This is a genomic window from Geobacillus lituanicus, assembly GCF_050994965.1.
Classification (GTDB): Bacteria; Bacillota; Bacilli; order Bacillales; family Anoxybacillaceae; genus Geobacillus; species Geobacillus stearothermophilus.
Window position 1 is genome coordinate 2,789,526 of record NZ_CP194773.1, and the last position, 24,433, is coordinate 2,813,958.

Annotated in this window: 23 protein-coding genes; 1 reads left to right on the forward strand and 22 read right to left on the reverse strand. The window is 53.9% G+C overall.

Annotated features, from left to right (window positions below):
* Positions 1 to 384 precede the first annotated feature (384 nt).
* From ACR1UW_RS14280 to ACR1UW_RS14310, 7 genes are all read right to left on the reverse strand, one after another.
* The gene (locus ACR1UW_RS14280) at positions 385 to 1,461 is read right to left on the reverse strand and encodes a GerMN domain-containing protein (protein ID WP_498933834.1); all 1,077 of its coding nucleotides are present in this window, start codon (positions 1,459 to 1,461) and stop codon (positions 385 to 387) included.
* Between the two features lie 105 nt (positions 1,462 to 1,566).
* On the reverse strand, positions 1,567 to 2,361 hold the full coding sequence (gene racE / locus ACR1UW_RS14285; RefSeq protein ID WP_033010646.1) for a glutamate racemase: 795 nt from the start codon (positions 2,359 to 2,361) through the stop codon (positions 1,567 to 1,569).
* 9 nt (positions 2,362 to 2,370) lie between these two features.
* Positions 2,371 to 2,814 carry a MarR family winged helix-turn-helix transcriptional regulator gene (locus ACR1UW_RS14290; protein WP_095859748.1) on the reverse strand — a complete coding sequence of 148 codons (444 nt, stop codon included), beginning with the start codon at positions 2,812 to 2,814 and terminating at the stop codon, positions 2,371 to 2,373.
* A gap of 453 nt (positions 2,815 to 3,267) precedes the next feature.
* Complete coding sequence (locus ACR1UW_RS14295; RefSeq protein WP_033010648.1) at positions 3,268 to 3,492, reverse strand: helix-turn-helix domain-containing protein; 225 nt, start codon at positions 3,490 to 3,492, stop codon at positions 3,268 to 3,270.
* A gap of 219 nt (positions 3,493 to 3,711) precedes the next feature.
* A complete protein-coding gene (gene sdhB / locus ACR1UW_RS14300; RefSeq protein ID WP_015375538.1) occupies positions 3,712 to 4,473 on the reverse strand; it encodes a succinate dehydrogenase iron-sulfur subunit in 762 nt (253 codons plus the stop codon).
* 1 nt (position 4,474) lies between these two features.
* The gene (sdhA, locus tag ACR1UW_RS14305) at positions 4,475 to 6,232 is read right to left on the reverse strand and encodes a succinate dehydrogenase flavoprotein subunit (RefSeq protein ID WP_237420663.1); all 1,758 of its coding nucleotides are present in this window, start codon (positions 6,230 to 6,232) and stop codon (positions 4,475 to 4,477) included.
* 151 nt (positions 6,233 to 6,383) lie between these two features.
* The gene (locus tag ACR1UW_RS14310; RefSeq protein ID WP_033010651.1) at positions 6,384 to 6,992 is read right to left on the reverse strand and encodes a succinate dehydrogenase cytochrome b558 subunit; all 609 of its coding nucleotides are present in this window, start codon (positions 6,990 to 6,992) and stop codon (positions 6,384 to 6,386) included.
* 243 nt (positions 6,993 to 7,235) lie between these two features.
* On the opposite strand from ACR1UW_RS14310, the gene ACR1UW_RS14315 reads away from it, so the two are divergent.
* Entirely contained in the window at positions 7,236 to 7,688 is a 453-nt protein-coding gene (locus tag ACR1UW_RS14315; protein WP_033010653.1) for a YslB family protein, read from the forward strand.
* 49 nt (positions 7,689 to 7,737) lie between these two features.
* Here ACR1UW_RS14315 and uvrC read toward each other — a convergent pair whose 3' ends face one another.
* From uvrC to ACR1UW_RS14390, 15 genes are all read right to left on the reverse strand, one after another.
* Entirely contained in the window at positions 7,738 to 9,510 is a 1,773-nt protein-coding gene (uvrC, locus tag ACR1UW_RS14320) for an excinuclease ABC subunit UvrC (protein WP_237420665.1), read from the reverse strand.
* Positions 9,511 to 9,520: 10 nt separating this feature from the next.
* On the reverse strand, positions 9,521 to 10,960 hold the full coding sequence (locus ACR1UW_RS14325) for a nucleoporin-interacting protein (protein WP_095859751.1): 1,440 nt from the start codon (positions 10,958 to 10,960) through the stop codon (positions 9,521 to 9,523).
* A 184-nt stretch (positions 10,961 to 11,144) separates the two neighbouring features.
* The gene (locus ACR1UW_RS14330) at positions 11,145 to 12,068 is read right to left on the reverse strand and encodes an FTR1 family iron permease (RefSeq protein ID WP_237420667.1); all 924 of its coding nucleotides are present in this window, start codon (positions 12,066 to 12,068) and stop codon (positions 11,145 to 11,147) included.
* Positions 12,069 to 12,095: 27 nt separating this feature from the next.
* On the reverse strand, positions 12,096 to 12,857 hold the full coding sequence (locus ACR1UW_RS14335) for a hypothetical protein (protein ID WP_498933839.1): 762 nt from the start codon (positions 12,855 to 12,857) through the stop codon (positions 12,096 to 12,098).
* Positions 12,858 to 12,953: 96 nt separating this feature from the next.
* A complete protein-coding gene (locus ACR1UW_RS14340) occupies positions 12,954 to 13,715 on the reverse strand; it encodes a glycosyltransferase family 2 protein (RefSeq protein ID WP_498933842.1) in 762 nt (253 codons plus the stop codon).
* Entirely contained in the window at positions 13,712 to 15,172 is a 1,461-nt protein-coding gene (locus ACR1UW_RS14345; RefSeq protein WP_498933844.1) for an alkaline phosphatase family protein, read from the reverse strand. The genes ACR1UW_RS14340 and ACR1UW_RS14345 overlap by 4 nt, the downstream gene beginning before the upstream one ends.
* Complete coding sequence (locus ACR1UW_RS14350) at positions 15,169 to 16,098, reverse strand: lysylphosphatidylglycerol synthase transmembrane domain-containing protein (protein ID WP_160270011.1); 930 nt, start codon at positions 16,096 to 16,098, stop codon at positions 15,169 to 15,171. Before ACR1UW_RS14350 ends, ACR1UW_RS14345 begins: the two co-directional genes overlap by 4 nt.
* A complete protein-coding gene (locus tag ACR1UW_RS14355) occupies positions 16,088 to 17,032 on the reverse strand; it encodes an NAD-dependent epimerase/dehydratase family protein (protein WP_498935322.1) in 945 nt (314 codons plus the stop codon). The genes ACR1UW_RS14350 and ACR1UW_RS14355 overlap by 11 nt, the downstream gene beginning before the upstream one ends.
* Positions 17,033 to 17,238: 206 nt before the next feature.
* Positions 17,239 to 18,444: a hypothetical protein gene (locus ACR1UW_RS14360; protein ID WP_498933845.1), complete on the reverse strand. Its 1,206-nt coding sequence runs from the start codon at positions 18,442 to 18,444 to the stop codon at positions 17,239 to 17,241.
* Positions 18,445 to 18,886: 442 nt separating this feature from the next.
* Positions 18,887 to 19,204, reverse strand: coding sequence for a thioredoxin (gene trxA, locus ACR1UW_RS14365; protein WP_033014362.1), 318 nt, complete (start codon positions 19,202 to 19,204; stop codon positions 18,887 to 18,889).
* Positions 19,205 to 19,355: 151 nt separating this feature from the next.
* Positions 19,356 to 20,333: an electron transfer flavoprotein subunit alpha/FixB family protein gene (locus tag ACR1UW_RS14370; RefSeq protein WP_063211099.1), complete on the reverse strand. Its 978-nt coding sequence runs from the start codon at positions 20,331 to 20,333 to the stop codon at positions 19,356 to 19,358.
* A gap of 66 nt (positions 20,334 to 20,399) precedes the next feature.
* Positions 20,400 to 21,176 carry an electron transfer flavoprotein subunit beta/FixA family protein gene (locus ACR1UW_RS14375; protein ID WP_498933848.1) on the reverse strand — a complete coding sequence of 259 codons (777 nt, stop codon included), beginning with the start codon at positions 21,174 to 21,176 and terminating at the stop codon, positions 20,400 to 20,402.
* 64 nt (positions 21,177 to 21,240) lie between these two features.
* Positions 21,241 to 22,014 carry an enoyl-CoA hydratase gene (locus ACR1UW_RS14380; RefSeq protein ID WP_094239062.1) on the reverse strand — a complete coding sequence of 258 codons (774 nt, stop codon included), beginning with the start codon at positions 22,012 to 22,014 and terminating at the stop codon, positions 21,241 to 21,243.
* 25 nt (positions 22,015 to 22,039) lie between these two features.
* The gene (gene fadR, locus ACR1UW_RS14385; RefSeq protein ID WP_033010670.1) at positions 22,040 to 22,627 is read right to left on the reverse strand and encodes a fatty acid metabolism transcriptional regulator FadR; all 588 of its coding nucleotides are present in this window, start codon (positions 22,625 to 22,627) and stop codon (positions 22,040 to 22,042) included.
* Between the two features lie 59 nt (positions 22,628 to 22,686).
* Positions 22,687 to 24,387 carry a long-chain-fatty-acid--CoA ligase gene (locus ACR1UW_RS14390; RefSeq protein WP_498933850.1) on the reverse strand — a complete coding sequence of 567 codons (1,701 nt, stop codon included), beginning with the start codon at positions 24,385 to 24,387 and terminating at the stop codon, positions 22,687 to 22,689.
* Between the last annotated feature and the right edge of the window lie 46 nt (positions 24,388 to 24,433).

Consider the following 24,433-nt stretch of genomic DNA (forward strand, 5'->3'; position numbering starts at 1 on the left):
ACTCTTCCTCCTTTTTCCTTCCCGTTTGCCAGCAGGAGCCGGTCGGTCCTGCCTCCTTCCTTGCATCACGACTCCGTGCCGCCGTTGCCAAAAAAAACAAAGAGGCGGAGCACGCTTCCACCTCTTTGTTATACCATAACAGCCTATTCGTTTCCAGCTTGGGTGAACACCCCACCACCTACGCTTCGCTTAGAGGCGGGGGCTTCAAGCGACTTGTGCGTGTTCGCCGAACGGTAAGCCACACACAAGAACCCTTTACACTTTCCTTCGTTCCGAAGGGGTCCGTTCTAACCTTATTTTATCCTATTCGTTGGCTAACGCCAACCGACATTCATCTCCCACTTTCACTTTGCTTAGAAGCGGGAGACTTCTTTCGGAAAGATGTTAAAACGCCCCGGTATTGACGTTTTGTGGGCGGGCGACCGGTTTTGTGAGCGGTTTGCCGTCTTCCGTAACAAGATCGGCTTTGCCGTTCACCGTAATCGCGACGCTCTCAACGCCGCTTTGCTCGGTGAGCGACAACACAAGCGAGTTCAAGACGACGTCAGAAATCACATTTTTCTTGTTGCTGCCAAAAATGCCTTCGTTAAAATTGAGCGTGACTTGGCCATCTTCGTATTTTGGCTTGTCAAGCAGCTTGGCGTCCGGCTGGAAGACGCCGACAAGCCCACTGCCATTTTCCGGCCCTTGAATAAGTTCATGGACCGCCGCCGCGATATCATCTTTCTCTTGGTTGGAAACACGTCTTGTCACAGGGACATAATACGTCGTTTCTCCCTGTTGGGCAACAAAATACACGGTGACGGGATGCGTATTCGTAATGTCCGGCACACCGCCCGCCTCCATGTTGATGCCGTCGGCGCGGCTCACCCCGTCTTGAATCGGCGTTTTATTGACCGGCATCACCTCTTGGTCATAACCGTTAATGCGGATTTTGACGCGCTTAATGTTGTCAAACTGCGTCAACGTCCACGCAATAGCTTGCAAAATCCGCTTTTCGTCTTCCGGTTTGTATTGCTTGAATTCCGGTGAAAAATCGGCGATCAACGTCCCGTCTTTTTCAAGTTTGGTGCCAAGCACGGTTGTCCCTGCCGGAATGACGGCGCGGAAACCGTTCGGCAACATATTCGACACCGGGCCGTCTTCAACCAAATACTCAAGCACTTGTTTCGCAACAGCCTGCGTTTTTGGCAACTCAACCGTTTGCGGAACGACATATCCGTTTTTGTCAATCAGGTAAAGCTCTCGCTTGACCGTCTCGGTCGCCTTCGCTTCCTCTTTGGCCCCCTCTTTCCTTTTCGTTGCCTCCTCGAGCGCCTGGCCGTCTTTTACATAGCTCGTGTCTTGCGGCGGATCAATTTCCTTCACTGCTTCATCTTGGCCAAACAAGCCGCAGCCGCCGAGCAGCAAAAGCGAAGCGAGCACCGGCGCCGTCCATCTATGAACCGTCCGTTTGCCCATTGACGTTCCCTCCTACTCGTGGTTTGTACTACTATGTATACGAGCCGCTGTCCAAAATAGAATAAAAAAATCCTTTAGCGTCTATGCGCTAAAGGATTTTTTTGCCTACAGGCGAATCGATTCCACCGTGCCGATCGGTCTGCCAAACCACTTTCTTGAAATCTTTTCAAAAAGCTCTTTCGGACCGGTCGTAAAAAACAAATGCTCCGGCTCGCGCTGGCCCGTATAAAGAAGGTGGCTGTGATGCAAAATGGCGCTCACTTCGCGAGCCGTTTCACCGCCCGAGCAAATCAGTTTCACTTTTTTGCCCATGTAGGCCCGGATCAGCGGGGCAAGCAGCGGATAATGCGTGCAGCCTAAAATAAGCACGTCAATCGGCAGCGGGCGCAGCGGAGCGAGCGACTCGGCGACGACCGCCTTCGCTTTCTCCCCTTCAAAATCGCCGCTTTCGACCAGAGGGACAAACTTCGGGCACGCCAAGCTTTCGACATGGACGTGCGGATTGATCGATTGGAGCGCCTTTTCGTACGCCTTGCTTCTCACCGTGCCGATCGTGCCGATCACGCCAATATGCCCATTTTTTGTCGCCTTCAAGGCGGCGCGGGCGCCGGGATGAACGACGCCGAGCACCGGAATGTCAAGCCGCTCCCGCACTTCATCGAGCGCGACCGCGGTTGCCGTGTTGCAGGCAATGACAAGCATTTTCAACGGATATTGCCGCAAGTAGTGAATCATCTGCCATGTAAATCGGCGAATTTCTTCAACCGGGCGCGGCCCGTACGGACAGCGGGCGGTGTCGCCAAGGTAAATGATCTGTTCCTTTGGCAGCTGCCGCATAATTTCTTTGGCGACGGTTAAGCCGCCGACTCCTGAATCAATGACACCAATTGCTCTTTCCAAGTGATCGCCTCATTCTTTCATCATTTCTTGATGCAGTTTGCGCAAACAGCGCTCAAAAACGACAATTTCTTCATCCGAAAAGTTTTCCAGCACTTGGGCCAAATCGCGCTGGCGTTTTTCAATCACTTCCTCAATGATGCGCTCGCCTTTTTCGAGCAGGTGAATGCGGACGACGCGCCGATCATGTTCATCACGCACTCGGGCGACGAGACCGTTTCGCTCCATGCGATCGACCAAGTCGGTCGTCGTGCTGCACGCCAAATACATTTTGTTCGATAACTCGCCAACCGTCAAGTCCCCTTCTTCAAGCAGCCATTGCAAGGCGACAAACTGCGGAGGCGTGATGGGGTAGTTCGTTAAAATTTCGCGGCCGCGCTGTTTTAAGTTGGCGGCGATATAGCGAAGCAATTTTTCCAACTCGGCAATCGTTTTTTCGTTCATCGCAGACGGCATACAATCTCCCCTTGATCATTTTCGCGGCCTGGCCCCAAAACAACGTGCCTCAGCCAACGGCCATTCTATTTTTCATTTTACAATACCGGGGGACATAATCAATACAAAATATAGAACGCCGCTGCAGACAAAAGGCCAGACAGGCGGCAAAGCCTCGTCCGGCCGCAAAGGAACATAACAGCCGGCCACCCGGAAAGGGAAAAGCCGGCATTGTGTGAACTACCCACCACCTACGCTTCGCTTAGAGGTGGGGGCTTCAAGCGACTTGTGTGTGTTCGCTGAAAGGTAAGCCACACACAAGAACCCTTTACGCTTCCCTTCGTTCCGAAGGTGTCCGTTCTAGCCATATTCTATCCTATTCGTTGGCTAACGCCAACCGAAATTCATCTCCCACTTTCACTGGTGCTGGCGCACCTTCACGTTTAGAAGTAGGAGACTTCTTTCGGAGGGAAGTTAAAGTTTCAGTTCGCCCATTCGAAGCAATTCAATCACAGCTTGCGAGCGCCCCTTGACCCCAAGCTTTTGCATCGCATTCGAAATATGGTTGCGAACGGTTTTTTCACTGATGAACAGTTCTTTGGCGATTTCCTTCGTCGTCTTATCTTGCACGAGCAATTCGAAGACTTCTTTTTCTCTTTTTGTCAAAAGCGGCTTCGATTGAAACGATTGATCCTTCAACGGTGGTAACCCTCCTTGCTCTCAATGGGCCCGAACTGCCGGATGGGTATTTCCTCACCATATCGTATGTGAGAGCAAGGGAGGCGGTGACGAAATTTTGCTTATTTAATAGAAAAATAGGTCTTTTTTTCGCCTCCCCACCTGATCAAAGACAAGGGGGCTGGGCAAGCGCAAAATCCCCTCCATGGCTGGCCACGGAGGGGATGAGAGGTCCAACTGTTACACTTCGTCGCTTCCAAAGAAATCGCGGAACATTTGAATCGTCGTTTCGCGGTTTAACGCCGCGATCGATGTCGTCAACGGAATGCCTTTCGGGCACGATTGCACGCAGTTTTGCGAGTTGCCACAGTTGGCCAGTCCGCCGTCGCCCATAATCGCCCGCAGCCGTTCGGCTTTATGCATCGCCCCGGTCGGGTGGGCGTTAAACAGCCGCACTTGCGACAGCGGCGCCGGGCCGATAAAGTTCGACTTGCTGTTGACGTTCGGGCACGCTTCAAGACAGACCCCGCACGTCATGCATTTTGACAGCTCGTACGCCCATTGCCGCTTCCGCTCTGGCATGCGCGGACCCGGACCCAAGTCGTACGTTCCGTCGATTGGAATCCATGCTTTGACGCGTTTTAGCGCATCAAACATCCGGCTCCGGTCGATGACCAAGTCGCGGATGACCGGGAACGTGCGCATCGGCTCCAGGCGGATCGGCTGCTCTAATTTATCAATGAGCGCCGCACATGCTTGCCGCGGCTTTCCGTTAATGACCATCGAGCAGGCCCCGCACACTTCTTCCAAACAGTTCATTTCCCAGGCGACCGGCGTCGTTTTTTCCCCTTTGGCGTTGACCGGATTGCGGCGAATTTCCATGAGCGCCGAAATGACGTTCATGTTCGGGCGGTACGGAATGACAAACTCCTCTTCATATGGAGCGGAATCCGGACGATCTTGGCGCGTGATGATGAACCGAACCGTTTTGTTTTCGCTCATCTTACTTCACTTCCTCTTTCTTTTTGCTGTAGTCGCGTTTGCGCGGCTTAATCAACGAGACATCGACATCTTCGTAATGGAACGCCGGACCGTCTGGCGTATAGCGGGCCATCGTCGTTTTCAGCCATTCTTCGTCATTGCGCTCCGGAAACTCCGGCTTGTAGTGCGCCCCGCGGCTTTCGTTGCGATAGTACGCGCCGAGCGTAATGACGCGGGCAAGTTGGAGCATGTTGTACAGCTGGCGGATAAACGCCGCCCCTTGGTTGCTCCATCTCGACGTATCGGTGACGCTGATGTTTTTATACCGCTCCATCAGCTCTTGAATTTTCTCATCGGTCTTCAGCAGCCGGTCGTTGTAGCGGACGATCGTCACGTTTGCCGTCATCCATTCACCGAGCTCTTTATGCAGCACGTAGGCGTTTTCCGTGCCGTCCATCGCCAAAATGTTTTCCCATTTTTCCTGCTCTTGTTTGACATAACGGTCGTACAGCGTCGACGGCATCGCATCGGCCGATTTCTCGAGGCCGCGGATGTAGCGGACTGCATTCGGGCCGGCGACCATTCCACCGTAAATCGCCGACAGAAGCGAGTTTGCCCCGAGACGGTTGGCGCCATGAATGGAATAATCGCACTCACCGGCGGCAAACAACCCTTTGATGTTCGTCATTTGGTCATAGTCGACCCATAAGCCGCCCATCGAATAGTGAACGGCCGGAAATACTTTCATCGGCACTTTGCGTGGGTCTTCGCCCATGAACTTCTCATAAATTTCGATAATGCCGCCGAGCTTGATATCGAGCTCTTTCGGATCTTTATGGGAAAGATCGAGGTACACCATGTTTTCGCCGTTGATGCCGAGCTTCAAGTCGACGCACACATGGAAAATTTCCCGGGCGGCGATATCGCGCGGCACCAAGTTTCCGTAAGCCGGATATTTTTCCTCAAGGAAATACCATGGTTTTCCATCTTTATACGTCCAGACGCGGCCGCCTTCCCCGCGCGCCGATTCGCTCATCAACCGAAGCTTGTCATCGCCTGGAATCGCGGTCGGATGGATTTGGATAAACTCGCCGTTCGCGTAGTAAACCCCTTGCTGATAGGCGATCGAAGCCGCTGAACCAGTGTTGATGACCGAGTTCGTCGATTTCCCAAAAATGATCCCCGGGCCGCCGGTCGCCAAAATAACGGCATCGGCTGGAAACGCTTTGATTTCCATCGAACGCAAGTCTTGCGCGACAATGCCGCGGCAAATTTGTTCGTCATCCAAAACGATCCCTAAAAATTCCCAATGCTCATATTTCGTCACAAGCCCCGCTACTTCATGGCGGCGCACTTGTTCGTCAAGCGCATACAAAATTTGCTGTCCGGTCGTCGCCCCGGCGTACGCCGTGCGGTGGTGCTGCGTCCCGCCGAAACGGCGGAAATCAAGAAGCCCTTCCGGCGTGCGGTTGAACATGACGCCCATCCGGTCGAGCATGTAAATGATCCCTGGCGCCGCCTCACACATCGCTTTGACCGGAGGCTGGTTCGCCAAGAAGTCGCCGCCGTAGACGGTATCGTCAAAGTGTTCCCACGGCGAATCGCCTTCCCCTTTCGTGTTGACCGCTCCGTTAATGCCGCCTTGGGCACAGACGGAGTGAGAACGCTTTACCGGAACGAGCGAAAACAACTCAACAGGCACTCCTGCTTCGGCGATTTTAATCGTGGCCATCAAGCCGGCCAACCCGCCGCCGACAACGATGATTTTTCCTTTTTTCATGGCTACTCACTCCCTAGAAAATTGCTGCTTTTGCTTCAATGTCCCTCGGTTTGCCTCTGTCGATCAAGCGTTCGTTCGACAAACGGCTGCAGCGCGATCCATCAAGAGCCAACGCAGCGGTTCATGTCATCCAACAGCTGAAATCAATTTTTTACGCAAAAGCCAAAATGGCGCGAATGCCGACAATCGAAAGCGCGACAAAGATGATCATCGTAATGTACGTGAACACTTGCTGTGAACGAGGGGATACCGTTAAACCCCAGCTGACGAAGAACGACCATAAACCGTTGGCGAAGTGAAAGACGGTCGACAAAATGCCGATAATATAAAACCAAAGCATAAATGGATTATCGACAATATTGGCCATCATATCATAATTCACTTCAGCGCCAAACGCGGCTTGCACCCTTGTTTCATACACGTGCCAGACGACAAAAATCAATGTGATAATGCCCGTAATCCGCTGAAGCATGAACATCCAGTTGCGGAAATAGCCGTACTGGCGCGTGTTGAATTTGGCTGTAAACGCGATGTAAATGCCGTATACCGCGTGGAACAGCAATGGAAGGAAAATAATGAAAATTTCCAAGAAAATACGGAACGGCAAGTTTTCCATAAACGCAGCCGCCCGGTTAAACGCTTCCGGCCCGCGCGTCGCAAAATGGTTGACGACCAAGTGCTGCACTAAAAACACCCCAACGGGGATAACCCCGAGCAGCGAATGGAGCCGGCGATAATAAAACTCGCGATTCCCTGCCATTATGTAAACCCCCTTTAACGTAAATAAAAATAAATCCCCCTCGTTACAGGATGGAAATAGAAACGCCTTCCATTTCCATCTTGCATTTGTCACATTCATTGTACTCCCACATTGTATAAGCGTCAAGAAAACATTGTCACAAAGTGTTCAAACATTCTCCGTTCACGTTTTTTGCAAAAAAGAGAGTGCATGCCGGCGGCTGTTTGGCTATAATGGGAAAACGGATAGAAAGAGGGGAACATGATGAGACAGCCATCATTGGAAAAACAGTACGAAACATTTCGATCAATTACCCAATCGGCGTTTGGCGCTGAGCTGCTCCGCCATTCGCTTCTTCCCGAGCTGCTCGGCAAAAACGCCCCGTCCCTTTTATACTGGGCGGGCAGACAGCTGGCGCGTCGCTATCCGCTTCGCGACTTGGAACAAATCGCCGCTTTTTTTGAGGAGGCCGGCTGGGGAACGCTGACGGCCGGCGAAGAACGGAACGACGAGCTGCCCATCGAGCTGTCCGGCTCTATCATCGCCGCTCGCTTTTCCTTGTACGGCAGCTGCTCGTTTCAGCTCGAAGCCGGATTTCTTGCCGAACAGATTGAGCAGCAAAAACGTCTTGTCACCGAAGCGGTTGAACTGCCGGCCAAGCGAGCCGGCCAGGCGCGCATTTTAGTCAAATGGGACCGGAAGCAGCCCATCGAGTAACGAAAGGGCGTCCCGGCTCGGCCGGACGCCCTTTCGTTTCCGTTTGCAGTTATTCATGCAGCTTCTCATAAATCTTCTCCGCCACCGCCCGCGGAATGTTCGCCTGTTGCAGCTCTTCCACCGTCGCCTCTTTCATCTTTTTCACCGAGCCGAAATAATTCAAGAGTGCTTTTTTCCGCTTTTTCCCAACACCTGGGATGTCATCAAGCACGGAATGGAACATCGTCTTCTGCCGCGCCTGGCGGTGGAACGTGACCGCAAACCGGTGCACTTCGTCTTGAATGCGCTGCAATAAATAAAACTCTTGGCTTTGCCGGTCAAGCGGCACGAGCGTTGGCGGGTCGCCGGCCAAAAGCTCGGATGTGCGGTGTTTTTCGTCTTTCGCCAGCCCGGCCAGCGGCACATCGAGGCCAAGCTCGTTTTCCAATACATCCCGCACCGCCGACAAGTGGCCTTTACCGCCGTCGATGATGATCAAATCGGGAAGCGGCAATCCTTCTTTCAACACGCGCGTATAGCGGCGGCGCACGACTTCGCGCATCGTTTCATAATCGTTCGGTCCCGCCACTGTTTTTACCTTATATTTCCGGTATTCTTTTTTCGCTGGCTTGCCGTCAAGGAACACGACGAGCGCCGAGACCGGATCGGCCCCGTAAATGTTCGAGTTGTCAAACGCCTCGATGCGGCGCGGCGCTGGAATGCCAAGGCGCTCTCCGAGACGCTCGATGGCTTTGATCGTCCGCTCTTCATCGCGCTCAATGAAATAAAACTGTTCCTTCAAGGCAATGGCGGCGTTTTGGCTCGCCAGCTCAACAAGCTCTTTTTTCTTCCCTTTTTTCGGCTGGACGACGGCAACGCCGAGCAATTCGCGGGCGAGCTCGCCGTCAATGTCGGACGGGAGGACGACTTCTTTTGGCTTCAAATGATGCGCTTTCGCATAAAACTGACCCAAAAACGTCAGCATTTCCTCATCCGGGTCTTGGTAAAGCGGAAAAATGGACACGTCGCGCTCGATCAGCTTTCCTTGGCGGAGGAAAAACACTTGCACGCACATCCAGCCCTTGTCGTAGGCATAGCCGAATACATCGCGGTCGATGAAATCATTGAACATCATTTTTTGCTTTTCCATCGTCATCTCAATCGCCGCGATTTGGTCGCGGTATTCTTTCGCCCGCTCAAATTCGAGCGCTTCCGCCGCCTCGTGCATTTTCTCGGCCAACTCCCGCTTTACGTCTTCATAGCCGCCGTTTAAAAAGCGGACGATTTGTTCAACCATCGCCTTATTTTGTTCGTCCGACACCGGGTTGACGCACGGGGCGAGGCATTGGCCCATATGGTAATACAAACAGGCGCGCGAAGGCAGCGTCGAACATTTGCGGAGCGGATACAAACGGTCGAGCAGCTTTTTCGTTTCGTTCGCCGCCTGCACGTTCGGATACGGGCCGAAATATTTGCCGCCGTCTTTTTTCACTTTGCGGGTGATGAGCAAGCGCGGATGTTGTTCCGCGGTGATTTTAATAAACGGGTAGCTTTTATCATCCTTGAGCATGACGTTGTATTTCGGATCATGCTTTTTGATCAAATTCATCTCCAAAATGAGCGCCTCGGCGTTTGACGAGGTGACGATGTATTCGAAATCGGCGATTTCCTCCACAAGCCGCTGCGTTTTGCCATCATGCGTCCCGGTAAAATACGAGCGGACGCGCGCCTTCAACGACTTCGCCTTGCCGACGTAAATGACCGTTCCGTGTTTGTCTTTCATTAAATAGCAGCCCGGCTGTTCCGGGAGCACGGACAGCTTTTCCTTCAGCCGGTCGTTCATGGCCATCCCCTCACTCTCCGTCCACCCATTCATACAGTGTAATCGTTCCATACACCGGGTCGGCAAGCGGACTGGAACGATACGTTTTCACTTTGCGCACATGGCGGGAAACATCGATCCCTTGAGCCTCGAACCCTTGGACAACGTGATTGGTCATATATATCATAGCATGGCGATAGTTTTCTTTGTCTTGCAAAAAGAAGGAAAAATGGAGCACGTCTTTATGTGGAAAGGGCACGTTCAAATAGTCTAGGACGCGCGTCTCTTCCCACGTATATACCACAAACGGCTGCGGCTTGTCACGCAAATCGTCGGCAAGCTGATACACTGCCGGGGGCGTCTTTGCCTGCTCGTGCAGCAGCCCGATGCCGATTGCAGACTGCAGCAGCACAACCGCCGCTGCCAGCGCTAATCTCCATGCCTTCGGCGCAGCCAAAAAGCGGCCCCACACATAAAACAGCGCAAAATGAACCAACGGAAGAAGGTGGCGCGGCTTGTCAATATTTTGTCCAAACAGCGCCCAGACAGCATACAGCAACGCGGAAACGACAAGCGCACGCGGCAGCTGAAACCGCCCCGTGCGCCAGGCGATGGCACCGATTGCCGCATAGGCGGACAGCAATGAAACGTGCTGGCTGGCGATGCCGGTCCAAACAAAGTTGTGGACGACAAAGCGGTACAATCGCTCAGAAAACGGCAGCGGGCTCGTTGCCGCCGTTCCGCCCCATTCGCTGAAATGACCGGCAACAAACGCCCAACCAAGCTTGAAAAACGGCCAAAGGCCGCCTTCCGTCGCCGCGACCGCCGCCACCCAAACAAATTGAAAGGCGGCCGCCGCCAACAGCGATGCCGCCACGCGGCCGAGGCGGCGGTGCGTTTTCCAGTCTTCATGCCAAAGGATCAACAACGCGGCAGCAAACGGGGCATAAGACAAACGGATGCCCATGAGGATGCTAAACAACGCGGACGGCCAAAGCTGCGCCATCCATGTTGTTCGCCGCCGCGCCCATTCCACCGCCCATATGTACCACCAAAGCACGCCAAGCGCCGCGCCGTCCGACATCGGTCTGGCGGCGGCAAGGAGCACGTAGCTTGAAGAAAGCACCGAAAGCGCCGCCCATAGCGCCGCTGAGCGCGGCATATGGCGAGCGAGCAGCCAAACGATGGGAAAGACAGCGGAATACAACACAAGCACGTTCAAAATCGAAAGCGCTTTGGCTGGATTAGCGATTGCGGCATGAACAGCCATCCCGCCCAAAACGAAATATGGATAGCCTGGAAAATGCGGCTGCATCGCCAACAAATCATAGCGCTCCAGCGCCCGCGCAAAGTCAACTTCGTCCCACGAGGCCGCGTACGGGCTGGCGTAACGCAGGCCGGCCCCCAACAAAACGGCAGCCAAGCCGATGCTGAAGCCAAGCCAAACGCGGTCAAGAAACGGTCGTTTCATCGCATCCCCCCCTAAAGGGCTGGTGATTTAATACAAAATACTGCTATTCCCATCTGTTTCTCAATTAGATAAACCTTGCGAAATCAACCTTCTTTTTTGGGGCGAAATGCCACTGATTTACTGGTGGCCGCGGTTTTTCACCAGCCTTCTAAAGAAAAAGTACAAGGCATCCGCGCCTTGTACCTTACATCACCCGTTTTGTCTGTTCCTCCAATGCCGCCGATGGTTGCTCCTGTTTGCCGCTTTGTTGCCCATGGCGGCTCGTCACGAGCAAGTAAATGACGACAAAGTAGCCGATATAGGCGATCATTTCCTCAAGCGACGGCATCGACGAATAGCCGAACAGCGCTTTTAAAAAGACGCCGACTTCACCGGAGAAGATGGGGGCCACACCGTGGTCGCGCAAATAATGCTCATAATCGATCGGGTGTTCCGGAAGCAGCCACGTCAAATCGTACACATGCGGCATGACGCTGCCGATCAGACCGATGTCTTGCATCATGGAAATGGCTTGCACGAGCAACCCGGCAGCAATGAGGACGATAAACGCGCCGGTCACCTTAAAGAATGTCTTGAGCGGGATGCGCATCGTTCCTTTAAAGAAGAAGTAGCTGACCAAGGCGGCGATGGCCATGCCTGTCGCGGCTCCCCAGCCTTGCAGCGCCGCGCCGATGTTGCCGTGTGTGATGGCGGCGAAGAAAAAGACGGTTTCCACCCCTTCGCGCAACACGACTAAAAACGAATGGATGACCATCCCGACGACATTGCCGGCTGTGATGAACTGATCCATTTTCCCTTCCAAGCTTTTTTTCATGTCCCGGCTGTGTTCGGCCATCCAGAACACCATTTGCGTCAACAGCAGCGTCGAGACGAGCATAATGCCGATTTTCAAGTAGATTTCACTTGCCATCGCAGCGAAGCCGGTCAACACGACTTGAAACAAAATAGCGACACCGACGCTGGCGGCCACCGCCAAGGCGGCGCCAAGCCATACGTATTTCGTATACTCGCGATGGTTCACCCGTTTCAAATACGACGTAATAATCCCGATAATAAGCAATGCCTCGAGCGCTTCGCGAAACGTAATGAGCAGCGCTTGAACTTCCATGCCCCCGCCTCCCCCTTCACAAGTAGACTAAGTCCGTTTCCGACGCCGTACATAAATCAAGACAGCGCCAATGATGATCGCAACGATCACAATGAGAGGAATCCAGTTTTTCAATTCTGACAAGTCGGTCCATTCCTTTTTTCTCACTTCATCCGGTTTTTCCGTGGCGCTTTCCGAAAAATGGCCAACTTCTAAGCTTTTCAAACCGAATTGCTTCTGCAGCGCCGTTAAAATCGTCTCTTTGCTTTGTTTAAACGCATTGATGTCCGATTTTTTCTCCCCGACGCCAAATAACCCCGGGTTGCCAAGCGACTGAAGCGCCTTGTCAAACTCGGTGCGCAGCTGTTTATCAAGTGCAGGGTCTTTCCCTTGGATGACCGGCGACAGCGCTTCATACGTCGCAAACGCCTTCGCCAACAGCCGCTTGCTCGTATCATACTGGTCAAAGTTTTTCTCAATATTGTCTAAGCGGCGAGCGATATTGAGCACTAAAATGTTTTCCATGTCTTTGATCACCGCCTGGCGGTCCTTCGCTTCGATGGCTGCAAGCACGGCCTTGGACGGCTCAGGTCCCATATGCATGTCGATTTCTTCTTTTATGGTTCCGAAAATTTCCTTCGCTGCGGCAAAGTTCGGCGGCTGCTCGTTCAACTTTTCTTTCATCTCTTTATACGCCTCAGCAACCGCTTCTTTGTTCGGATCTCCATACGAATAGGCGAACACTTTCAGCGGAATGAGATTGAGAATAATGATCACTGCTATGTAAAAAAAGAAACGGGATGTTTTCACGTTTCTGCCCCTCCTATCAAGAACAATGATAATCATTATCATCATCGTTGTCAATATAGAAAAAAAAAACGGCCGGCGGCCAGATGCGGCCGCCCCTCACGAACAATGGCGCTCCCGCTCCAAAGAAAGCACATGCGCTTTGGGGTCAATGACCGCTTTTTTGACCGGGCGACGCATTTCCTTCCAGATGGCCGGGATGACCGCGGTCATATAGGCGGTGAATTTGATGAACGAACGGCCGGTCGTCCGCACTTGATAGCGGATCGGCACTTCTTTCAAACGAAACCCTTTGCGCACCAAGTTGAGCGTCAGCACTTGGGCGTAGTTGTAATCGTGGATGATTTCCGCCTCCTCCATCGCGTGGCGCGAAAAGGCGCGCATCCCCGACTGCCCGTCATACAGCCGCTGTCCGAGCAGCAACGACTGCAGCCAAGTGAACAAATAATTCCCAAGGCGGCGATGCCATTTCATGCCGCGAATCGTGCCAAGGAAGCGCGAGCCGATCGTATAGTCCGCTTCACCGGTGAAAATCGGCGCCAAAAGGTCAGGAATTTGTTCCGGCGGATATTCGTTATCGGCATCGATCATCACGCCGATATCCGCGCCAAGACGGACACACTCTTCAAGCCCTCGCCGCACCGCCGCACCGAGGCCGCGGTTTTCCGGCAGGCAGCAAATGATATCGGCCCCCGCTTCTTTCGCTACTTCGGCCGTTCGGTCCGTCGATCCATCATCAATGACCAAGACGCTGACCTCTACATCGGGATGAAAATGACGCGGAATGCGGCGAATCACTTCCCCAATCGCTTCTTCTTCATTGTGCGCCGGCAAAAAGACGATGACGCGCTGCTTCTTCATCGCTCTCCTCCTTTCTTTCGCATCGCTTCGATCAAAACCGGACCGCGGCTATGGCTCGGATACGGAGCGCCAAGCAAATAGGCGATCGTCGGCGCCAGCGAAACGAGGCTTTTTTTCTCATCGACTCGTTTTCCTGCTTCAATCGCCGGGCCGTATAAAAAAAACGGCACATACCGCTCCCCTTCATCGAGGTGGCCGTGGCCGCCGATGCCATCCGCTTGGCCATGGTCGGCGCAGACAATCAATGTCGCGCGCTCGAGCTCGCCCTGTTCCTCAAGCCAGCCGACAAACTCCGCGATCAACGCATCGGCTTCTTCAATTTTTTCGATATACTCGTCATACAGCACACCGCGGCTATGGCCGGTCTGATCGGTGGCGATCAACTGTACGACAAGCAAATCCGGGTTTTGTTCCTCGACGATGCGTTTCGCCCGCTCGATGATATAACGGTCGGCGAGGTCGTTCGGCATGACGGCCGTCACCGTTTCGACATCATCTCCGAACGAATCGACCAAATGAGCGATGCCAAGCAAGCGGCCGGTTTTTCCGATTTTCCGGAGCGAATCGAAAATCGTCTCCACTTTCGCCCCAAGCTTCCATACCATATTGGACCGGATGCCGTGCTCAAACGGATACGTCCCCGTCAGCATCGAGGTGAAGCAAACGACCGTGCGCGCCGGATAGACGGTTTCCATTTGCGCAAATTCCGTCCCTTGCGCGCGCAGCCGTTTCAAAAACGGGGCGTTGGCCGCTTCAAACCGGTCTTTGCGCATCCCATCAATCACGATGACATACACTTTGTCACTGACCGGCGCGGTGGGACTCGGCACATTGTTCGTATAAGTCGGAATGATCTCCGGCTGCCAGTCGAACAAATTCCGATGCAAAATCCATGAAAACAGCCACACCCCAGCGGCAAACAGCCAAAGCGCCCCGCACAGCGGCGCCAAAGCCGCTCCTTGATCGATCTGCTGCGAAGCGTATTCCCATACGGACAAAAGAAGAAAACATTTTGGCAGCTGCTCTTGGGCGTTGCCGCTCGTCGAATCGCTGTTTTTCAGCACCAGCTTCCAAAAGCGGGTGAAATTCCACCACGACGTGCCGATGCGCAAATGGTAATACAGCGTCCCCCAAAAAAAGACGGTAAAGAAAAAGTAAAGCCCCGACGCCAACAACAACAACGACGCATCAGCGAACGACCAAACGATGAGAAACACGACATAAGGGATCCATAAATAATTGCGCAAAAACAGTGGATAATCGTAGACATAGTAGATGACAAACAGCGGCAACGCCGCCGCCAGACCAAGCAGCCACCCCCATGAGCCGCCCATCCAATCAGCGGCATGGTAGATCATCATCGTTCCGGCGACAAAAATCGGCGTGAACGGTTTCCCTTCGTTCAACAAATTCCAGCAGCGCGCCGCGATTTTTTCAAATCGTGATGCTTGTTTCATCGCTTCTCCCTTTCCTTTTTCCATACACCCCGCACCATCTGCCAGTCGGACCGCCAAAACCACAATACCGCGGCACCAGCGGCGTAAGAAAACAAAAACTTAAACGCATGGGTCAACACTGCCGCCGCATATGCTTTCTCCCACGGTGCGCCGAGCCGGGTCAACGCAAACGCCATCACCGCCTCGTATGTTCCGATCCCGCCGGGGGCGACTTGGGCGATCTGGCCGGAAACGGTCGCGCTGTTTGCCCACACCGCCTGTCCAAAGGAAAGCGGGATGCCGACTGCTTTCGCGATCACGCCAATGACGGCCGCCTCACACAGCCAGCTCGCCGCCACCGCCCCGACCATCGCCGCGCCGCTCCAGCCGTGAAATACGCTCCGCCATCGCCGCCATAACCGATCGAGGCGGAGCGGACGGCGAAACACGATCACGGTCAGCACGAACCCGGCCGCAACGGCCGCTGCCAAGAGAGAAATGCGGGGAATGTAATGCATATACGCATACATCCCAATGACAGTCAATCCACCAAGCACCGCCATATCAAGGAGCCGCATCACCGCCACCGATTCAATGGCCTCGCTGGCTGAAACACCGGGCTGGCGGGCAAGCAAAGCCATACGCACAGCATCACCGATTTTCACTGGGGCTAGATGGTTAACAAACAAACTAAGCAGCACGGCACGCCAATAAACAGAGAAGGCGATTGGCTTTCCGACATATCGCTTCCACGCCCACGCCCGCAGCCAAAAGGACGTGCCATACACAAAGACCGCAACAGCCATGGCAGCCGGATGGCGGGCCAGCCCGGAGAGATGCCGAAGCAACGCACGGCCGTCGAAATAGCGATACGTCAGCCAACCAAACAGAACAACCATGGCCGCTCCGGCAACCTGGAGCCCCGCCTTGGCCGCCCTACCGCTCATATTCACGCGCCCACGCCACCGTACGGGCGAGCCCTTCGGCAAACGCCACCTTCGGCTTGTAACCAAACGCCCGCTCCGCCTTCGTGATGTCCGCCCATGTCGCTTTCACATCGCCTTTCCGCTCCGGCGCGTGCACGATTTTCATATCGGGAAAGTGCTTCCGCAACTCAGCGAGCAGCTGCTCCATGGTGACGGGCGCCCCGGCGCCCAAGTTGAACACTTCGCTTCGCCCGCCGCTGCGGTGAAGTGCTGCGATCATGCCCTCCACAATATCATCGATGTACGTATAATCGCGCGCCGTCCCCTTGCCATACACGACAATCTCCTCGCCCGCCAGCAATCGGCGCAAAAACGTGCCGATCGCCATATCCGGACGACCCCACGGCCCGTAAACGGTGAAATAGCGAAAAATCGTCATTTGGTAGCTATACAAATGGGCATAGGCATGACAAAACGATTCCGCTCCGTATTTTGCCGCCGCATACGGCGACACGACGCGGCCGTCAGCCATCTCTTCCCGGAGCGGCACATTGCCTCGGTCGCCGTACACCGATGACGATGAGGCAAACAGCACGTGCGCCGCACCCGCTTCCCCCGCCGCCGCCAACACATTGACCGTCGCTTTGATGTCATAATCGATATACGCGAGCGGCTCCTCGAGGGAATACGGCACGCCCGGCAGCGCCGCCAAATGGTAGACGACATCGGGGCGAAACTCGACCAGCCACCTTTTCGTTCGCTCCCCATCAAGCAAATCCAAGCGGACAAGCGGCACCCGGCCGCCGGTGAGCGTCTGAAACTGCCGCTCTTTCCGTTCAGCAGAATAATATGGATGAAAACAATCCACTGCAGCCACGTCATATCCGAGTCCGCTTAACCGGGCGGCTAGATGGCTGCCAATAAATCCGGCTCCCCCGGTCACCACCACTTTCATCGCCTTCACCTCATCATCGAATTCCATTGTCCATTAGCATCTTACCATAAACCGTCGGGGAACGTCGTGGCCAATCGGCAAAAACCAAATGTTTTCATTTCCCGCCTTGGCTCGGTGAGGCAAGCGGCAGCCCAGCCATCGCTGCCTTCGCCCCGGATGGACGCCTGCAAAAAAAGGGCGCCGCGCCGGACACCCTTGCTGATCATTTAGTTCGCTTTCTGGATCACTTGCTGAAGCGCAGCCTCGATTTGCGGCAGCCATTTGTCACCCTCAGCTTTGTTTTTTGCCTTTGCCGCCTCTAGGTAGCGTGTCGCCTGTTCGTTCAAGTCGGTGTATGCTTTGTCGCCGAGCAGCGTTTTGATATCCTGTTCGATCATGTTAATAAAGAGCGCGCCTTCTAAGGCGGTGATCACCGACTTGTCTTGCCCCCAATTTTCTTTGCTTTCTTCATATTCGTGAAGCGCCACTTTCGCCCATCCGCGCACGAACGCATGGTTCACCGCTTTCGGATCGAGCGTTTTGACATCGGTTTGCAGGTCAAACTGTTTCAAAATGTAGTCCGCCTCCTCCGCGGCATGCCGTTTCATATACGGATAGACGGACTGATAAAACGCCCAGCCTTCAGCCTGCTTCACTTTGGCTTCTTCGGCGTTTTCCTTGGCCGCAGCCGCCGCCTTCGCCGCATAGCCGTGCGGCAGCGCTCCGCTCGCTAAATAGAATGTTTTCATCAATGTTTTGTCCACGACTTGCTTGCCGAGGGCAAATGAGAGCGCATCATCGTTTTGGACCGCTTGCTCCATTTGGGCAAACGCCCCGTTGATCGCGTCAACCAACTTCGTTCCGTAAGCCGCATCGCGCTTTTCCACGGTCGACTGCAAAATCGCGTAAAATGCCTTCGCTTCCTCAAGCTCTTCCTTTACTTCTTCCTTATTGGCCCAATGCTCTTCTGCTTCGGTAAACTCATGCTTGATCGTCGTGTAAAACACTTTTTGCATCAGCTTGTCAAAAATTTGCTTGACAACCAACGGCTCAAGCGACCCGTCTTTGCCGGCGGCCAGTGCGTTGGTAATATGTTGGTCAAGCGTATCTTCAAATTCCGCGTCACGTTTTTGTACAAGCGGCTGCAGCTTTTCTTTGTAGATGCTCTCCACTTTGCCGAAGTCGACCGCCCCGCCTTGCTTCGCCTTCTCAAGCTCCGCGAGCGCTTCGCTGAACGCTCCCGCATAATCGACTTCCGCTTCTTCCTTCTCGTTCTCCGTCTTCTCTTCCTCTTTCGGCTTTTCTTGTTTTTCCACAGCCGTTTGGTTGCTGCTTTCTTTTTCTGTTCCCGCCGTCTGTTTGCTCTGGCCGCACGCGCCAAGCGCCAACGCCGCGGCGGCGAACACGGCGAGCCACTTCCATTTCAATGACATTATGTATCCCCCCGTTCACACATCCAAAAAATGATAATCAATATCAATACAATAAGATTATAATAGAAAATGAATTTCAATGTCAACACATGATGAAAAAGAGAGGACTCCCCTCTTGCTGAAAATCCTCTCTTCCTGGCTGATCACACCGTGAACTACCCACCACCTACGCTTCGCTTAGAGGTGGGGGCTTCAAGCGACTTGTGTGTGTTCGCTGAACGGTAAGCCACACACAAGAACCCTTTACGCTTCCCTTCGTTCCGAAGGTGTCCGTTCTAGCCATATTCTATCCTATTCGTTGGCTAACGCCAACCGAAATTCATCTCCCACTTTCACTGGTGCTGGCGCACCTTCACGTTTAGAAGTAGGAGACTTCTTTCGGAGGGAAGTTAAATAAAAAAATCCAGAGGCTTCTTCCCCTCTGGATTTCCTTCTTTCTCCGTTATGACACATGTTTGCCAACCAGCTGCACAAGCGCCTCTTTCGGCTGATAGCCGATCGCTTTGTCGACAAGTTGGCCATCTTTGAACAGAAGTAGCGTCGGGATGCTCATGACGCCGAACTTCGACGCTGTTTCTTGGTTTTCATCGACATTCACTTTGACGATTTTCACTTTGTCGCCCATTTCGCGGTCAAGCTCTTCCAGCACCGGGGCGATCATGCGGCACGGTCCGCACCATGGCGCCCAAAAGTCAACGAGCGTGAGGCCGTCTTTCGTTTCTGCGGCGAACGTTTGGTCAGTGGCGTTGACAATCGCCATATGGATTCCCTCCCATCTTCTTGAATGCTGCAAGCAAAGTATACCATGGAATGCATGTCGGCGCGAATGTTTTGCTTCGTTTCTACTATTCGCTTTTGCCGCGGAATTTATCCGTCAAAAAACGGACGGCTGCAGCCGCCCGTGTTGTTCATTACGAATGCACTTTCAGTTTTTTGAACTCTTCGGTGAGGAGCGGAACGACTTCGAACAAATCGCCGACAATGCCGTAGTCCGCGACTTTAAAGATGTTGGCTTCCGGGTCTTTGTTAATGGCGACGATGACTTTCGAGTTGGACATCCCCGCTAAATGCTGGATGGCGCCTGAAATGCCGCAGGCGATGTAAAGGTCCGGCGTGACGACTTTTCCCGTTTGCCCGATTTGCAGCGAGTAGTCGCAATAGCCGGCATCGCACGCCCCGCGCGAAGCGCCGACCGCACCGCCCAACACTTCGGCGAGCTCTTGGAGCGGCTTAAAGCCTTCGGCGCTTTTGACGCCGCGGCCGCCGGCGACGATCACTTTCGCCTCCGTCAAGTCGACGCCTTCCGCCGTTTTGCGGACGACCTCTTTGACAATCGCGCGCAAGTCTTTGATCTCGACGGCGAGCGCTTCCACGCTGCCTGAGCGCGACTCGTCGCGCTCAAGCGGCGCGATGTTGTTCGGACGCACCGTCGCGAAGATGATGCCATCGGTGACGATTTTCTTTTCAAACGCTTTGCCGGAGTAGATCGGACGGGTAAAGACGATGTTGCCGCCCTCCTCTTCGACGGCGATGACGTCGGACACAAGGCCGGCGTCGAGCTTGATGGCCAGTTTCGGCGACAAGTCTTTGCCAAGCGCCGTATGGCCGAAGACGATGCCTTCCGGCTGTTCGTTGTCAATCACGGCTTTTAGCGCTTGCGAATAGCCATCTGATGTATAAAATTTCAAATTCGGATGTTCGATGACGACGACGCGGTCGGCACCGCGGTAAATGAGTTCGTTCGCATGCGCCTGCACTTGGTCGCCGACGAGCACCGAGACGATTTCCCCGCCTTCGGCGATCGTTTTGGCGGCCGCAATAGCCTCAAACGAAACGTTCCGCAGCGATCCGTCGCGAACTTCTGCCAATGTCAATACTTTGCGTGCCATGTTTTCAGTCCCCCTATCCTTTGATTCCCCGTTGTGCTTCATCCGAACGCCGACAGCGGTTTCCGCTTATACCACTTTCGCTTCGGAGCGGAGCAGCTGGACGAGCTCTTTCACTTGATCGGCGATGTCGCCTTGCAAAATTTTCCCTGCTTCCCGCTTCGGCGGCAATAACACTTCAATCGTTTTCGTCTTCGCTTCAACATCGTCTTCGTCGAGGTCCAAATCGTCAAGCTCTAGCTCTTCAAGCGGTTTCTTTTTCGCTTTCATGATCCCCGGCAGCGACGGATAGCGCGGTTCGTTCAAGCCTTGTTGAGCGGTGACAAGGAGCGGCAACGACGTTTCGATGATTTCCTCATCCCCTTCGACATCGCGCACGACCGTCACGTTGCCGCCGTCGGCAATGTCGAGCTTTGTGATCGTCGTTACATATGGAATGCCGAGCAATTCCGCCACACGCGGGCCGACTTGGCCGGAGCCGCCGTCAATGGCGACGTTGCCGGCTAAAATCAAGTCCGGGTTTTTGTCTTTTAAGTATTCAGCGAGCACTTTCGCCGTCGTATATTGGTCTTGTTCTTCGACATCATCGTCAATGTTGATGAGCACCGCTTTGTCGCAACCCATGGCGAGCGCTGTGCGGAGTTCTTTTTCCGCCTCTTCGCTGCCGACGGTGACGACCGTCACTTCGCCGCCGTGTTTGTCGCGCACTTGAATCGCTTCTTCAATGGCGTATTCGTCGTACGGATTGATGATGAATTCTGCCCCTTCCTCGTTAATCTTGCCGTTGACGATGGAGATTTTTTCTTCCGTGTCAAACGTGCGTTTCATCAACACAAAAATGTTCATGTCGTTCCCTCCTCGGTTTGATTGAACATTGTTTCATGTTCCAACATTCAGATATTGACAAAGATTATTTCCCTTTAAAGACGGGCGGCCGTTTTTCCAAAAACGCCTGCACGCCTTCTTTTGCATCCTCGGATCCAAACACGCGGCCAAACCATTCCGCTTCCTCGCGCACGGCCTCAACGAACGTTTTTTCCTTGGCGGCGTTAAGCAACTCAATAACCGCCCGAACGGAAAGCGGACTTTTGGCGGCGATCTTTTTCGCCAGCGCTTTGGCCTCGTCAAGAAGCCGCTCTTCCGGCACCGCCTTGTTGGCAAGCCCCCATTGCACAGCCTCTGCGCCGGTAATCGGCTCGCTCGTCCACATCATTTCGGCTGCCTTACCAAAGCCGACGTAGCGCACAAGCCGCTGCGTGCCGGCAAATCCGGGGATGATGCCGAGCTGCAGCTCCGGCAGGCCGAGTTTAGCGTTTTCCGCCACGATGCGGATATGGCAGCTCATGGCCAACTCCAATCCACCGCCAAGCGCCGCGCCGTGAATGGCAGCGATGACCGGTTTGGAAAAGCGTTCGATCCGCTCCATCACGAGCTGGCCGTTGCGCGACAAGCCGGACGCCTCCTCGTCGGAAGCGATGGACGTGAATTCTTTGATGTCAGCGCCGGCTGAGAAAAATCTTCCTTCGCCATGGAGCAGCACGACGCGCACGTCCGGGTCGGTCTCAAGCTCGTCCAACAAGGTTGAAAGCTCTTTCAAAACAGCGGATGCAAGAGCGTTCGCCGGCGGCCGCGAAAACGTCACGACGGCGACGAACTCCTCTTTCGCTACGCGAAAAAAATTCATGAAGCCTCTCCCCTTTCTGCCTTTCCTAACGCCCGGCGGCGCACCCTTTGATGAGCAGTTCGTACACCGGATCGGCGAGCGCGGCTAGGTCGTACTTTTGCTCGTTCATCACCCACGTCGTCACCGTTTCATCAAGGGTGCCAAAGATCATTTGCCGGGTGAGCCGGACGTCTAAATCTTGGCGAAATTCCCCTTTTTCCATCCCCTCCATGATGATGCGGTCGATGAGCCGCAAATATCCTTTCAGCACGTCATTAATGCGATGGCGCAGCTCTTTGTTCGACTGACGCAACTCAAGTTGCGTCACGACCGCCATATGCGGATCGGCAGCGAGGGCGGAAAAATGAGTTTTCACCAACACATACAATTTCTCTAAGGGGCTTGAAATTCCTTCTGTCTCTTGTTCAATTTTCTCGATGAACGCCCCCATCTTTTCCTGAAAAAGCGAAATTAAAATATCCTCTTTGTTTTTAAAATAAAGATAGATCGTGCCGTCGGCGACGCCGGCCTGCTTGGCGATTTTCGACACTTGCGCTTGATGGTAGCCATGCTCGGCGATGACGACGACGGCCGCGTCAATGATTTGCTTAAATTTCGGCTTTTCCCTCCGCAATATGGATTCTCCTTTTCTCACGTTCCATCCGCCAAATGAATGAACCATCATTCATATTTTCATTTTACGGTCAATTCTGCCGATTTGTCAAGCTTCTTTTTCTCCTCTTCCACCAACACGCGGCGCAAAATTTTGCCGACCGCCGTCTTCGGCAATTCGCTGCGGAACTCGTAGATGCGCGGCACTTTGTAAGCAGCCAGGCGCTGGCGCATAAACGCGTCAAGCTCCTGTTCGCTGCACATCTCCCCCGGCTTTAACACGACGAACGCTTTCACCGTCTCGCCGCGGTACGGATCCGGAACGCCGATCACGGCCGCTTCCTGCACTTTCGGGTGCTCGTACAGCGCTTCTTCGACTTCGCGCGGGTAAATGTTGTAACCGCCGGCGATAATGACATCTTTCTTGCGGTCGACGATATAAAAATACCCCCGCTCATCCATATAGCCGATGTCACCTGTATACAGCCAACCGTCGCGCAGCACTTGCTCGGTCTCCTCCGGACGGTTCCAATAGCCTTTCATCACTTGCGGCCCGCGCACGACGAGTTCTCCACGCTCGCCGGGCTTTGCTTCCTCACCCGTTTCCAAGGAAACGATTTTCGCGTCCGTATCCGGCCACGGAACGCCGATGCTTCCTTTCACCCGCTCCCCGTCCCAAAGGAAGTTGCTATGGGTGACAGGGGATGCCTCGGTCAACCCGTATCCTTCAATCAATTTTCCGCCCGTCACCTGTTCAAACTGCTCCTGCACCTCAACCGGTAGCGGAGCGGATCCGCTGATGCAGACGTTGATCGAAGATAAATCATATTTCGGCAAATCCGGATGGTTCAACAAAGCGATGTACATCGTCGGCGCGCCTGGGAACATCGTCGGGCGGGTGCGTTCGATCGTCTTCAACGTTTGCTTCACGTCAAAGCGAGGAAGCAACACCATTTTGCTCGCCATCATCACAGACAAATTCATCACCGTCGTCATGCCGTACACGTGGAAAAACGGAAGCACGCCGAGCACCGTTTCTTTTCCTTTTTCGCATTTATACACCCAATGGGCGCACATGAGCGTATTGGCGATCAAATTGCGATGCGTCAACATGGCCGCTTTCGGACGCCCCGTCGTGCCGCCTGTATATTGCAACAGCGCGACATCTTCCACGGGGTCGATGTCCACCCCGATCGGAGCGGTTTCCTTGCGGCACATGATCGTGCGGAACAGATGAACAGTTTCGCTTTCCGCGATGCGGACAATCGGCATGTTTTGCTTCCGTTGCACAAGCGGATACAGCCATTTCTTCACCGTAGGCAAATACTCTTGCATTCTCGTGACAATCCAATGCTTGACCGGCGTCCTCCCTTTCACCTTTTCCGTCTTTGGATACAAAAGATCCATCGTCACGAGCACCGAGGCGCCGCTGTCGTTCAGCTGGTATTCAAGCTCATACTCGGTGTAAAGCGGATTCGTCTGCACGACGATGCCGCCCGCTAGGAGCGTCCCGTAGTAGCTGATCACCGCCTGCGGGCAGTTTGGCAGCATCACCGCCACCCGGTCTCCTTTTTGAACACCAAGGCGGCGCAAAAAGTGGGCGAATGTGAGCGCCTGTTCGTACACTTGGCGGAACGTCATCGTCTTTCCGAAAAAATCGATGGCGTCTTTGTCGCCATATTGTTCCGCCGTCTCCCGCAAATAGTCAGAAAGCGTTTTCTTTGGATAGTCGAGCGTAGCAGGAATGGACGGCGGATAATGAGCGAGCCACGGTTTTTCCATATGCATCCCTCCTTGTTTCTATTTTATTTCACTTTTTGTAATTTTT